Source organism: Mesorhizobium sp. M7A.F.Ca.CA.001.08.2.1, from assembly GCF_003998455.1.
GTDB classification, from domain to species: domain Bacteria; phylum Pseudomonadota; class Alphaproteobacteria; order Rhizobiales; family Rhizobiaceae; genus Mesorhizobium; species Mesorhizobium ciceri.
Genome location: NZ_RZPW01000096.1, coordinates 1 through 12,328, shown reverse-complemented (window position 1 = coordinate 12,328; position 12,328 = coordinate 1). Strand labels below are relative to the sequence as shown.

12 protein-coding genes and 1 pseudogene are annotated in these 12,328 nt (G+C 62.7%); 2 read left to right on the top strand and 11 right to left on the bottom strand.

Translation table 11 applies throughout. The features are described from left to right. Positions 1–182, bottom strand: a pseudogene (locus EN914_RS08635) (serine hydrolase); the annotation flags it as partial. A 188-nt stretch (positions 183–370) separates the two neighbouring features. Here EN914_RS08635 and EN914_RS08630 point away from each other — a divergent pair. Continuing rightward, on the top strand, positions 371–1,270 hold the full coding sequence (locus EN914_RS08630) for a LysR family transcriptional regulator (RefSeq protein WP_024504011.1): 900 nt from the start codon (positions 371–373) through the stop codon (positions 1,268–1,270). A 1,193-nt stretch (positions 1,271–2,463) separates the two neighbouring features. Here the strand turns inward: EN914_RS08630 and EN914_RS08625 are convergent. From EN914_RS08625 to EN914_RS08595, 7 genes are all read right to left on the bottom strand, one after another. Beyond that, entirely contained in the window at positions 2,464–3,753 is a 1,290-nt protein-coding gene (locus EN914_RS08625; RefSeq protein WP_024504009.1) for an FAD-binding oxidoreductase, read from the bottom strand. Further along, positions 3,746–4,495, bottom strand: a complete 750-nt coding sequence (locus tag EN914_RS08620) for an ABC transporter ATP-binding protein (protein ID WP_050580477.1) — start codon at positions 4,493–4,495, stop codon at positions 3,746–3,748. The genes EN914_RS08625 and EN914_RS08620 overlap by 8 nt, the downstream gene beginning before the upstream one ends. Continuing rightward, positions 4,419–5,249: an ABC transporter ATP-binding protein gene (locus EN914_RS08615; RefSeq protein WP_024504007.1), complete on the bottom strand. Its 831-nt coding sequence runs from the start codon at positions 5,247–5,249 to the stop codon at positions 4,419–4,421. Before EN914_RS08615 ends, EN914_RS08620 begins: the two co-directional genes overlap by 77 nt. Next, positions 5,246–6,241: a branched-chain amino acid ABC transporter permease gene (locus EN914_RS08610; RefSeq protein ID WP_024504006.1), complete on the bottom strand. Its 996-nt coding sequence runs from the start codon at positions 6,239–6,241 to the stop codon at positions 5,246–5,248. The genes EN914_RS08615 and EN914_RS08610 overlap by 4 nt, the downstream gene beginning before the upstream one ends. Beyond that, positions 6,241–7,191, bottom strand: coding sequence for a branched-chain amino acid ABC transporter permease (locus EN914_RS08605; protein ID WP_245265343.1), 951 nt, complete (start codon positions 7,189–7,191; stop codon positions 6,241–6,243). The genes EN914_RS08610 and EN914_RS08605 overlap by 1 nt, the downstream gene beginning before the upstream one ends. Positions 7,192–7,341: 150 nt before the next feature. After that, a complete protein-coding gene (locus EN914_RS08600) occupies positions 7,342–8,454 on the bottom strand; it encodes a branched-chain amino acid ABC transporter substrate-binding protein (protein ID WP_024504004.1) in 1,113 nt (370 codons plus the stop codon). Between the two features lie 142 nt (positions 8,455–8,596). Continuing rightward, the gene (locus EN914_RS08595) at positions 8,597–9,370 is read right to left on the bottom strand and encodes a GntR family transcriptional regulator (RefSeq protein WP_024504003.1); all 774 of its coding nucleotides are present in this window, start codon (positions 9,368–9,370) and stop codon (positions 8,597–8,599) included. 110 nt (positions 9,371–9,480) lie between these two features. Between EN914_RS08595 and EN914_RS08590 the strand changes: the two genes are divergently transcribed. Continuing rightward, positions 9,481–10,233: a pyrroline-5-carboxylate reductase gene (locus EN914_RS08590; RefSeq protein ID WP_024504002.1), complete on the top strand. Its 753-nt coding sequence runs from the start codon at positions 9,481–9,483 to the stop codon at positions 10,231–10,233. Positions 10,234–10,261: 28 nt separating this feature from the next. Here the strand turns inward: EN914_RS08590 and EN914_RS08585 are convergent, their stop codons facing one another. The 3 genes from EN914_RS08585 to EN914_RS38280 all read right to left on the bottom strand — a co-directional run. Next, a complete protein-coding gene (locus tag EN914_RS08585; RefSeq protein WP_024504001.1) occupies positions 10,262–11,011 on the bottom strand; it encodes an SDR family oxidoreductase in 750 nt (249 codons plus the stop codon). A gap of 87 nt (positions 11,012–11,098) precedes the next feature. After that, on the bottom strand, positions 11,099–12,022 hold the full coding sequence (locus EN914_RS08580) for a 3-hydroxyacyl-CoA dehydrogenase NAD-binding domain-containing protein (protein WP_024504000.1): 924 nt from the start codon (positions 12,020–12,022) through the stop codon (positions 11,099–11,101). After that, on the bottom strand, positions 12,022–12,328 hold a 307-nt coding region (locus EN914_RS38280; RefSeq protein WP_164778688.1), incomplete at its 5' end, for a hypothetical protein. The genes EN914_RS08580 and EN914_RS38280, both read right to left, overlap by 1 nt.

Sequence of the window (12,328 nt, the reverse complement as noted above, 5' to 3'; positions counted from 1 at the left end):
ACGCCGGCGCCGATCCCGTCGCGCCCCGCCTGTTCCATGGCCATGTTGATGGACTTGAAGTTGCCGGACCGCGCTTGCCGGTTGGCCGCCAGTGCGTGAACCGGCGTGTTCACCGCGGCGGCGCCCGCCGCCAGCAAAAGGCCGCCACGCGCCAACAGGCTTCTGCGTGAGATCGCATTCATGGATGAATTCCTTCTCGCAAGGTCGGAGACTTCCGCGGTCCGGTGTGCCGCCGGCGCCGTCCCGGCGCTCAAAAATCATCTATGGGAAGCGACGCGATGATTCACGCGCAATAAAATCAAAGATAAGATGACTCAAAATCATCATGATGGGCCATTAACGATCATCGACCTTGCAACGGAGTTAGGGCATGAGTTTCGACACGCGGCTGCTGACCGGGGTCGGCGTTTTCGGGGCGGTGATGGAAGCGGGCAATTTCGTGCGGGCCGCGGATGTTCTCGGTCTCACGCCATCGGGGGTCAGCCGTGCGGTGGCGAGGCTCGAACAACGTGTCGGTGTCAGGTTGTTCGACCGCAATCCGCGCGAGGTCACGCTGACGGAGGAGGGCGCGCGCTTCCATGCCCGGATAATGCCGCTGCTGGCCGGACTGGAGGAGGCGGCCTCCGAAGCCGCCGGTTCGGCGGCATTCGTGGGCGGGCGGCTCAGGGTATCGATCGATCCCTGGTTCGCGCGAATGGTGCTGGCGCCGAGGATCGGTGAATTCCTGGCACGCTACCCCGCACTGTCGCTCGATCTGACCACCAGCAACTATCGCGAAGAGTTGATGAGCGGCGCGGATGTCGCCGTGCGCTTCGGTCCGCCGGACGAATCCTCGCTGATCGCGCGCAAACTGCTGGACGTCCCGGTGCTGACCTGTGCCGCCCCAAGCTATCTCGACCGTCACGGCATTCCAGCCACGCCCCACGACCTGATGCACCACGATTGCATCCTATTCCGCGACCCGCAGACCGGGCGGCCGTTCACCTGGGAATTCCGAGGGGATAACGGGGCCATCGAGATCAAGGCGTCGGGGCGGTTGGTCTTGGACGATCCCTCCGCCGCCGTCGCGGCCGGTCTCGCGGGGCAAGGCATATTCCAGAGCCTTGCCATCGGCCTCGACGAGTGGCTTGAGAGCGGGGCGCTCGCGACGATCCTGGCGGAATGGTCAGACGAGCAGTTTCCGCTTTACGCCTATCATCCGTCACGCCACATGCCGCCTGCAAAAGTGCGCGCTTTTCTGGATTTTGTTCAACGGATCGCGGCGGAGTAACGCGGGGCATTCTTGCCGCACGGCCCTAGCTGCCGCCGGAAAAAATGCTTGCCGCCTCGCATGATGGTGTTCCATATCGATCATATGAGCCGACGGGGAGCCGGTCACCATCGGTCGAGCGGCCGAAATGCAATCGACGCCTCAGCCGCTGGATATCATCGCCTGGTTGGGCCGCTTGAAATTCGGAATTGGCTCTTATCTGCTTTTTCGTGATGACTTGCCAAAATCTTTAGCCGACAGACCACATGCCAACGGAAGTCCAAAGTCTCCCGTACCCAGCCACGTCAGCCTTTGGTCCTGATCTCATCTGACGCCAGGATGTCTACGTGGGCCATTCCCAAGGCGTAAAACCGCTCAGAGAGCGTGACAATGGGCGTCGACCAAACGAGGTCATACAATCCTTGGCGGGTGAAAGTGTGCTGCATCTGGGTTTTGTGCGATTTGGCGGGTATGACGCAACCCAGTCGCAACGCAGCTCAAAGTCAAGCAAGGGCGCATTTACAACCCTCGAGATCCGAGTCGCTTCCCTGTTAGGGCGCTTTCGTTTCCCTGTTAGGCCGAATAGGGAATTTCCTCCCAAGAGATTGAAACCGCTCCGGGATTTAAGGTCGAATTTGGCTCGGGCGTCAAGAATCGCCGAGAATTCGCTGTGTTCGGCGCCTAACAGGGAAAATCAGACAGAGACTGGTTCGCTAGTGACTGCCAGCACCACCATTACCTAAGTCTTTTATTATATTGTGTAATTATCGCCTTTATCCAGAAACGCACACCTGGAGCGGGCGACGTATCTATGGCGCAAAGACTCGGGATTCTTCTTCCAGATGCGAATCCCTGCCGGGCAGGTCGCAACCTTGGATCAACCCCTCTCCGGGTATGGCTCGGGGCACTGACAAAGCGCGAGACGCAGCGGCGGGCGACGACGCTCGCGGTCGTGGCAATCGGGGGCTGAACGCTGGCATGGACAGGGAGACGCTGACACGCAGCCTGAAAGCCTTGGTGGCGGAGCTTGAAGGACTCCGGCGCGACGAGTTTTCGGCGGGGCTTGGGGGCTCGGTGCTCACAGTGCCGCGCGCATTGGTTCAAATCCTGGAGAGGGACTGCCGCCGCCCCATGACATGAAGTGCCAAGACAACACCTTGGCTGGACCATCAAGCCGCCGGCACAAAAATCAGCATCGTCGGTCTGTAATGTCATCAAGAGCTTCGATCCTTGAAGCGGTTCCAGAGATGCATGCGGTTCGCGACCTGCACGGCGACCGGATGGAACGGAACCGGTTTCATGTTGGTGACCGGCAAAGGCATCTGCTCGTCCCGGCGCCGGCCTGCCGCCCAGCGGCCGATTTCCTGGCCAAGTGACATTGCCAATGCCACGCCGCGGCCGGAATAGACGCCACCAAACACGAGGCCGGGTGCCAAGCGATAGAGGCGAGGTCTGCGATCAGGCACCACGGCAAAGGTGCCATGCCAGTATTCCACGATCGGCGGTTCGCCGCCGAATGCGCGAAAAGCCTTGCCCAGCATGCTCGAGACCTTGGCGCAACCGCGGTCGGCCTCGTCGAACCAGAATGTATGCGTGCCGCCGCTCACCAGCCGGCCGTCGACGTCGTAGTGGAAATAGCGGATGTCGTTGCGCATGTCGGACACCGCGGGGTTGCCGACAAGGATCTGGGTGCGCAGGCCTTCCGGCAGCGGGTTTGTCGCGGCCTGGAAAACCTTGAACGGCATCAGTGTCTTCTTCAGCCCAGGCCAGAGGTCGCCGGTAAGCGCATTCGTGGCAAGCACCACTTGTGGCGCCGTGACGCTTCCCGTTGCGGTGAAGACGCGCCAGCCGCCTTCCACCTTCTCGATGCCAGACGCCGCGGCGTTCTCGAAGATGGTCACGCCTTCGCGCTCAAGGGCGCCGGCAAGGCCAATGGTCATGGCGAACGGATTGATGTGGCCGGAATTGTGCACCATCCAGCCGCCGAGATAGGGGCTGCCGATGCGCGCGCTGGCTTCGGCCCGGTCAAGCCAGGAAACATTGGCGCCGAAGGCTTTCCACTCTTCGTAGAACTGGCGCGCGCGGGCAAGCGTGGTGTCGGTGTGAGCGGGCTGGATCCAGCCTTCCTGAACCTGGTGGGCGTCTATGTTGAAGCGCTGCATCAGGCCGAAGGCGACGCCGGCCGCATCCGCAACCATGCGATTGTAGCGCTCACCGATCGTCTTGCCGTAGACCGCCTCGAACTCCGCCGGCGAGGCCTTGGAATGGTGGGAGATGACAAGGCCGTTGTTGCGGCCCGACGCTGCCGATCCGATCTCGTTGCTCTCAAGCAGGATGACGTTCACGCCGCTGTCGCGCGCGCCGAGTGCCGCGGCCATGCCGGTGAAGCCGCCGCCGACCACCAGCACGTCCGTCTTCAGGTCGCCTTGCGGTGCCGGTGCGGCCGGGCGCCTGTTCGCGGTCTTGCGCCACAGATGCGGCGTCTTCCAGTCGACCTCAAACATGAAGGACGTCCTCGCTGGCGCCGCCGAGATAGTGTTCCCTCAGGGCCGAATGCGCGGCCATTTCCTGCGCCGGGCCATGCAGCTTCACCTTGCCGGTGTTGAGCAGGTAGGCGTAGTCGCCGCATTCGAGCGCCAGCTGAACGTTCTGCTCGACGAGCAGGATCGAAATGCCGTTGCGCGACAGGTCGAGGATGATGCGGAAGATCTGGTGGACGATCTTCGGGGCAAGACCGAGAGACGGCTCGTCGAGCATCAGAAGCTTCGGCTCGGCCATAAGCGCGCGCCCGATCGCCAGCATCTGCTGCTGGCCGCCGGACATGCGGCTTGCCATGCCGTTGCGCCGTTCTTTGAGCACAGGAAACAGCTCGAACACCTCGGCGCGCAACGCCTCGAAACTCTTCCCGCCGCGACCGATATGGGCCGCGACCAAGTTTTCCTCCACCGTCAGGCGCTGGAAGATCTGGCGGCCTTCCGGGCAGTGGGTGATGCCGAGACGCACGACCTGTTCGGGCCGCATCCCGGTGATATCGCGGCCTTCGAAGGCGATGCTGCCGGCGGAGGGCCGCGCAACACCGGAGATTGAGTTGAGCAGCGTTGTCTTGCCGGCGCCGTTGGGACCCAGGATGACGACGATCTCGTGCGGATCGACGTCAATGCTGATGGCCTCAAGAACGCCGACGCGTCCGTATCCCGAGCTGAGCCCGGCGATCCTGAGCAGCGGCCCGGATGTCGTCGATGTCATTGGCGGTTCCCAGATAGGCGAGTTGGACGTCGGTGCTTGCCTGCACTTCGGAGGGCGTGCCCCGGAAGAGCAGCTTTCCGTGATGCATGACGATGATGCTGTCGCAGAGCGTCATGACGAGATCCATGTCGTGCTCGACGACGATCATGATCCGGTCGGGCGAACGCAACGCGGTGAGTTTTGCCGTCAGCTCCGCCGTCTCGTGGTGGTTCAATCCGGCGGCGGGCTCGTCGAGCAGCAGGACGCGCGGATTGGCGACCAAGGCGCGGGCGATCTCCAGCATGCGCTGTCGGCCATAGGGCAGGCCCCCGGCATCGACGTCGGCGTAGCCCTGAAGGTCAAAAAACCTTAGGATTTCCATGCATTTCTCACGCCGGCGCCGGCGCTGGGCGTTGGCATAGGGTGGCCAGATCACTTCGCTCCAGGCGGCCGCAACCTCGGCGGGATAGAAACAGACTTCAAGGTTCTCGATCGCCGACATCTGGTCGAAGAGGCGGATGTTCTGATAGGTGCGGGCAATTCCCGAATTGGCGATCTGGTATTTCTTGAGTTTGTCGAGACGCTTGCCGTCGAGCGTGATCGAGCCCGACGACACTGTGTAGGAACCAGCCGTCATGTTGATCAGCGTCGACTTGCCGGCGCCGTTCGGTCCGATCACGCCGTGGATCATGCCGGGAGCGAAGTCGGTCGACACGTCGTCGATGGCGACGACCTCGCCATACACCTTGCGAAGGCTCTGAAAGACCAGCGTCATTTTCCGAAAAGCCCTCGGATCAGTTTCTCCGGCCCGAAGCTGCGCGGCACGATGCCGGCCGGGCGCGCGATGATCAGCGAGATCATCAAAAGACCGAGGAAGAGGATGCGCCATTCGGCGAATTCGCGCAGCAGCTCCGGCAGCAGGATCAGGATTGCCGCGCCGGCGACGATGCCGAAGATGTTGCCGATGCCGCCGACCACGATCATCAGCACGATCAGCACCGATTCCTGCAGCGTGAAGCTTTCCGGGCTGACGAAACGCTGCGATGCGGCGAAGATCGCGCCGGCTATGGAACCGATCGTGGCCGAGGTGGCGAAAGCGGCAAGCTTGGCATTGGTGGTGTTGATGCCGATGCCGCGCGCGGCGTCCTGGTCCTCGCGGATCGCCGCCCAGGCCTTGCCGAGGATGGAGCGCTCGAGCCGCCAGACCACGGTGCCGACGATGAGCACGGTGATCAGCAGCAGCCAGAAGAAGTCGATCGGCCGGGCAATCTGTATGCCGAGGATCGACGCCTTGTCCAGCCGGGCAATGCCTTGCGGCCCTCCGGTCAGCCAGTCGAGATTGTTGATGATGATGCGGATGATCTCGCCGAAGCCAAGTGTGACGATGGCCAGATAGTCGCCGCGCAATCGCAACACCGGAATGCCGAGCAATATGCCGGTGACCGCACCCAGGCAGGCGGCGACGAGCAGGATGAGCAGGAACGGCATATGCAGGCCGAGCTGCGGGCTTGCCAGCAGCCCATAGCTGTAGGCGCCGACCGCGTAGAAGGCGACGAAGCCGAGATCCAGCAGCCCGGTATAGCCGATCACGATGTTCAGGCCGATGCCGAGCAGGATGTAGATCAGCAGGCTGTTGAGGACACGGACATGGTAGTTGGGCAGGAAGGGCGTGGCCATGATCAGCGCGATCGCGATGGCGAAGACGAGCCAGGAGATGGTCCGGTTCGCACGCGGCCGGGCCGCGGCGAGAGTGTCGGCGGCGGCCATCAGAATTCCCTCTTGTACACGGTGCTTTCCTCGGAGACGGCCTCGCCGAGTATACCGGCAGGACGGACCAGAAGCACGAGTATGAGGATCGCAAAGGCGAGAACGTCGCGATACTCGGTGCCGAGCACGCCGTTTGTGACAAGGGGCAGCAGCGCGGTTCCCCACACTTCGATGAAAGCCAGGATGAAGGCGCCGAGCATGGCGCCGGGGATTGAACCGATGCCGCCGAGGATGGCCGCGGTGAAGGCCTTCAGCCCGATGACGGCGCCCATGCTGGGCGACATGATGCCATAGTAACTGGAATAGAGGATGCCGCCGGCAGCGCCGAGAAGCGGCCCGACGAAGAAGACCATCGAGATGGCGCCGTTGACGTTGATGCCAAGCAGTTGTGCGGTCGGTCGGCTTTCCGATACGGCGCGCACGATGATGCCGATACGGCTCCGGTTGACCAGGACATGCAGGCCGAACATCAGCACGAAGGCGGCGATCAGGATGCCGATCTGCATCAAGGTGATGGTGCCGCCCATCACCTGATACCGGACGACGGGGAAGAAGCTGGGAAAGGCGACCGGCTGTGGGCCGGCCAGGATCTGCACCCCGGTGACGAGCGACAATGAGACGCCGAGCGAGGACAGCATCGGCGCGAGCCGGGTGGAGCTTCTCAGCGGTTTGTAGGCAACCCTTTCGATGCCGACGCCAATGAGGCCGACGAGGAAGATCGCCACGAGAAAGGCCGCGGTCAGCGCCAGCGCGCCCGACATCCCGACATCGCCGACCAGCAGGCTGAGCGCCAGAAACGCTACATAGGCGCCGAGCATGAACATCTCGCCATGGGCGAAGTTGATCATGCGCAACACGCCGTAGACCATGGTGTAGCCGAGCGCGATCAAGGCGTAGATCGAGCCGATGGTCAGGGCATTTACCGTTTGTTGGATAAGATTTCCCAGCATGGGCCGGCGTCCTGTGCCTGCAACCCCATGGACCGGTCGAACCGGGAAGGGGAATGGTCGACGTGGCCGCCCGTACTTGCGGCAGGCACGCCCGTCAACAGGTGAAGGAGCCGCTTCGCGCGTAGCGATGCGGCTCCGGCGGTCTGGCTGCTATTTCGAACCGACGAGATGGAAGCCCGTTCCCTCCACCTTGTAGAGGTAGGATGGGGCGACTTTGAGTTCGCCGGTTTCGTCGAATTCCAGCTCGCCGACGACGGTCTTCGCCTTGACTGCATGCAATGCCGCGTTGAGGTCCTCACGCGTGAGGCCTTTCGTCGTCTTCAGCACCTGTTCCAAAATCTGGCCCTGTACATAGCCGTAGATCGAATACGGGCCGGCTTCCTCACCATACTTCGCCTTGTAGAGTTTGGCGAAATCGGCGATCTCGGGGGAGGCATCCATCGGCGGCACCTGGATCGCGACAAGCGTGCCCTGGATATTGGCTTCGCCCGCCTGTTTGATGAGGTCCGGCGTGTAGCCGCCGTCCGGCACCATTAGCACGGCGGCGATACCTTGCTCGTGCATCTGCTTGGCAAACAGCGCAAGCTGCGGCATGACGGCGCCGAGATAGATCGCATCGGGCTTCTTGGACTTGATCTGGGCCAGCACAGCGGTGAAGTCCACATCGGACGGCGCCACGGCAATGGTATCGAGGACCTTGCCGCCGCCGGTCTCGAAGTTCTTGGCGAAGATTTCGGAAATGCCCTGGCCGAAGACCTGCTTGTCGTTGACGATCACGGCTGTCTTGGCGCCGAGCTTGCCCAGCGCATATTCGGCTGGCAACAATGCGCCGGCCAGATCGTTGGCCACCGGGCGCACCATGAACTTGTAGCCCTGCTTGGTGAGAGACGGATTGGAGCCGAAGGTCATGGTCGGCAGCGTGCAGTCTTCATAGATCGGCAGCGTCGACTGGGCGACGCCGGAATTGAAGTTCACCAGGCCAAGCACGACCTTGTCATTGTCGCAGAATTTCTGGGCGACGAGCGTTCCCTCGCGCGGGTCGGCCTTGTCGTCCTGCTGGTCATAGGCAATGGTGACGCCATTGACGCCGCCATCGGCGTTCAGCCTGTCGACGTAGAGCTTGAAGCCATTGTGCCAGGTGCTGCCGAAATAGGCCTGCGCGCCCGAGAGCGGCGCGGACATTCCGACGGTAATCTGCTCGGCCATGGCCGGCGCCGCAAAAAGCGAGGCGCCGAGAAGAAGTGTGGCGATAGATTTTTTCATCATGGTTCCCCTTAGCTGCTGACTACGACAGGGGGAGGCCGTTGCGGTCTTCTTCCCCGTGTAAGCCCATCGAAGCAGACAAAGAGATCGTCGTCAAGAAAGTGTCGACACTATTGCGTTCAATTTTGTGCTCAGATATCGATTATGCGTCGCGAGCCCTTCGGCGACGCTTCAGCTCGGCCCCATTGTCGGGCGCGAAAACCTTGAGCAAGGCGTCCTTGAGCGCTTGCTGCGTGGCGGAGACGGTCATTTCGATATGTTCGCGCAACAGTTTCGCGCCGTTCTCGGCATCGCGCTTGACGGCGGCCTCGACGATGGCCGAATGGGAGGTGATCTGTGCCTTGTCATGCGAAGGATGTTCGATCTGGATGCGGCGGATGAAGCGGATGCGCGCATTGATGGAGCTGAGCTGGCCGACAAGTTCCGGATTTCCGGAGAGTTCGGCGATGAGCAGATGGAAGCCTTCGTCCTCGGCCAGGATGACATCCGGCGGCTGGTCCGGGTAGGCATCGACGATCGCTTCCCAGTAGCTCCGCAGTCGGTCGATTTCGCTGTCGTCGGCGCGCTCGCACATCAGTTTGAAAGCAGCGCACTCGATGATCGAGCGGAACTCGTAGAGATCGAGCAGGCCCTCGGTGCTGAGGCTTCTGACGAAAAAGCCTCGATTGGGCGTGAGCGAAACGAAACCCTCGGAGGCGAGCCGGTTCAGCGCCTCGCGGATCGGTGTGCGCGAAACGCCGAGGCTGCGCGAAAGCTGGACCTCGTTGATGCGTTCCCCGGGCTTCAGCTTGAATTCGACCAGGAGCTTGCGGATGGTGTTGTAGGCGCGTTCGCTGCTATCGGCTGCGCGGCGCGTCTCCGCTTCAGCGGCAAGGGACGGGTCGCTATCGGCACTGGTCTCGGCTCGTTCGGTCACGACGGTTCTCATCTGATTTGTATGCAGGCTGTGTCGACACTTTGTAGAGCGCCTTTCTTTCCCAACTTCGTGTGAATGGCAAGCAGCAGGTTCAAATCCGGGGGACAACAATGATTGTAGGCATTCTTGGGGTCGGGCATCTGGCGACGTCCATGCTGGCTGGGTTCTTGCGTTCCGGGCTTGATCCCGCGGCGATCGTGCTGTCGCCGCGGGGCAAGGCGGCGGCACTCTCCGCCCGGCACGGTTTTCGGCTGGCAATCGACAATCGCGATCTCGTCGAACAGTCCGATATCGTCATTGTTGCGGTGCGGCCCGTGCATGCGCCGGACGCGGTCGCTGGCCTGCCGTGGCGCACGGACCAAACAATGGTTTCGGTTTGCGCCGGCGTAGCGCTATCGCGGTTTGCTGTCGCGCCTGCGTGCGCGGTGCGCGCCATGCCGTTCACGGCTTCCGAAATCTGTGCCAGTCCGACGATCTATTTCCCCGACCTCGAGCAGGCGCGGGCGGTCCTCGACCGGCTTGGCCCCTCGATCGCTCTGGCCAGCGAAACGGACTTCGAGTTGGCGACGGTCAATGCCGCCATCTATGGCTGGGTGCAGGATCTGATCCGCAGGACGACTGAATGGTCGAGTGCGCGAGGTCTCGATCCGGCAATTGGCCGCCGGCTGACGGCGATGACGTTCGTGGCCGCCGGGCGGCTGATTGAGGAGAAAGACCAGCCAATGCATCAGATGCTCGAGGAGCTGGTGACACCGGGCGGCATCACCGAGCGGGGTCTGCAGGTGCTTTCGGCGCGCGGAGTGCCTGCGGCCTGGGAGGAGGCCTGCATGGCCGTGCTCGACAAATTGACCGAGCCGGACTGAGGCGCGGCGTCGCTGACGCCACGCATGCTCATCGTTGCGGCGCGGGCGGATAGGTATGGCCGCCGGGCGCCTGTTCGCTCGGCGCGACGGTCAGTTCGGTGATGTCGACATGATCCGGCATCCGCAGCGCGGTAGCAAGCACGGCGGCAATGTCGGCCGGGCCGAGCGGCCGCTGTTGCGAGTACATGCGCTTGTGCAGGTCCTCGCGGTCGCCGTCGAAGGCCTTCAGATAGAAATCCGTTTCCACACGGCCCGGGGCGATCTCGGTCAGCCGCACGCCGGTGCCCGCGAGATCATAGCGCAGGATGCGACCGGCCTGGGAAAGGCCGGCCTTGGCCGCACCGTAGGTCGTCGTGCCGGGAAAAACGCCGCTGGCTGCCGTGCTGGTCAGGTTGAAGATGTGGCCACGCTTGCGCGCGATCATGCCCGGCAGCAACATGCGGATGAGTTGCAAGGGTGCGGTGAGGTTCAGCGCCACCACCTCGGCTGTTTCCTCCGCGCTCTGTTCGTGCAGGGGGCGCACGGTCGCCAGACCGCCGGCATTGTTGACCAGGACATCGATTTCCGCCGCGCCGAGCGCAGAAGCGATCGCCTCGTTGTCGCGCACATCGGCGACAAGCGGTTTCACGCGTGGCCCGAGCCTCTCCTGCAGGACCTGTAGCGCGCCACGGCTGCGCGCCAGCGCATGGACGGTCAATCCTTCCGTGACCAAGCTCTCGACGATTGCAGCGCCGATGCCTTTCGAGGCGCCGGTGACGAGGGCAGTGCGGTAGTCCATTGCCGTTCTCCTGAACCGTGATGATCAGAGCAATTCCAGGAAAAGTGTGAAACGGTTTTCTGTCCGGAATTGCGTCAAAACAAAGAGTTAGAGCGCGCCGCGTTCGGCTACCGTTTTCAAAATGCCGACCAGGCCTGCCTCGCGCGCGGCCTTCAGTTCCTCGTGGCTGCGCCCGCCCACCGCCGCATTTGTCGAAGCCGTGATCGCGCGGATGGTCTCGCTGTCAAGCTTTGCGTCGAGCAGCGTGTCCCAGATCGCCTGATAGGTCGGGCCGTATTTGCGCAGGAAGTCCTCGATGCCATCGGCGTTGAGGCTGTTGGAGATGAACGAACCTTGCAGGGTCCATTTCGCGCCCGGCCCATACATGAAGGCACGATCCACGTCCTCGACCGAGGCGACGCCGTCTCGCACCAGAGCGATCGCCTCGCGCCACATGGCGCCCATCAGGCGCAAGGCGATATGGCCGGTCACCTCCCAGTTGAGCGTTACCGGCTTCTTGCCGATGGCTTCGTAGATGGCGTGTGCCCGGGCGATCGCCTGCGGATCGGATGCCTTGCCGCCGACGATCTCGACCAGCGGCATCAGATGCGCCGGATTGAAGGGATGACCGAGCACGACGCGGCCGGGCAGGCGGCACTCACCCTGCATGTCGGACACCAGCAGGGCCGAGGAGGATGAAGCAATCACGACCTCATCGCCAATATGGTCTTCGATGTCGGCCAGCAGCCGGCGCTTGAGGGCCAGGTCTTCCGGACCGTTCTCCTGCACGAAATCGACGCCTTCGAGCGTCTCGGCGAGCGTCGGAAAAAGATGGATCTCGCCGGGCGCGTACGAGGTTCCTTTCAACGCATCGAGGTCGGCCATGAGTTCAGGCAGCACCTCATTGAAAGCCTGTTCGCGCCGCTCAGTCGGATCAAACACGCGCACCGTGTGGCCGGCATGGGCAAAGCAAGCCGTCCAGCGCTGCCCGATGACGCCGAAACCGACAATGCCGATGGTCAGTTTTTCCATCACCCGACCCTCCTGCCGTCAAGCGCTGCGCGGAAGGCCTCGTTGAGGTCGTTCCACGGGATGAGAAGATCGAGCCAGGCGCCGATCCGCCCGGTAGCCAGGATCGCCTCGTCGATCAAGGCACCGAACGGATAGTTGCCGTCCATCGCCGCCTTGAGCCGGAAAAGCAGGGCAGGCGTTTCCTCCATGTGGCAGAAATCGCGCAGCCGGGTCGCGGTCTTGTCGAGCGCGATTGCTGCCGCCTGGCGCAGCACCAATTCGTCCTTCCGGCCGCGCTCGGCGCGGATCCACCATAGGAGTTCGTGC

What these genes read in the sequence shown, in the direction of transcription:
- EN914_RS08610 (WP_024504006.1), bottom strand. Translation starts at nt 6,241, where the DNA reads ATGGCCGCCGCCGACACTCTCGCCGCGGCCCGGCCGCGTGCGAACCGG.
- EN914_RS08605 (WP_245265343.1), bottom strand. Translation starts at nt 7,191, where the DNA reads ATGCTGGGAAATCTTATCCAACAAACGGTAAATGCCCTGACCATCGGC.
- EN914_RS08580 (WP_024504000.1), bottom strand. Translation starts at nt 12,022, where the DNA reads ATGGAAAAACTGACCATCGGCATTGTCGGTTTCGGCGTCATCGGGCAG.
- EN914_RS08615 (WP_024504007.1), bottom strand. Translation starts at nt 5,249, where the DNA reads ATGACGCTGGTCTTTCAGAGCCTTCGCAAGGTGTATGGCGAGGTCGTC.
- EN914_RS08630 (WP_024504011.1), top strand. Translation starts at nt 371, where the DNA reads ATGAGTTTCGACACGCGGCTGCTGACCGGGGTCGGCGTTTTCGGGGCG.
- EN914_RS08585 (WP_024504001.1), bottom strand. Translation starts at nt 11,011, where the DNA reads ATGGACTACCGCACTGCCCTCGTCACCGGCGCCTCGAAAGGCATCGGC.
- EN914_RS08590 (WP_024504002.1), top strand. Translation starts at nt 9,481, where the DNA reads ATGATTGTAGGCATTCTTGGGGTCGGGCATCTGGCGACGTCCATGCTG.
- EN914_RS08600 (WP_024504004.1), bottom strand. Translation starts at nt 8,454, where the DNA reads ATGAAAAAATCTATCGCCACACTTCTTCTCGGCGCCTCGCTTTTTGCG.
- EN914_RS08620 (WP_050580477.1), bottom strand. Translation starts at nt 4,495, where the DNA reads ATGACATCGACGACATCCGGGCCGCTGCTCAGGATCGCCGGGCTCAGC.
- EN914_RS08625 (WP_024504009.1), bottom strand. Translation starts at nt 3,753, where the DNA reads ATGTTTGAGGTCGACTGGAAGACGCCGCATCTGTGGCGCAAGACCGCG.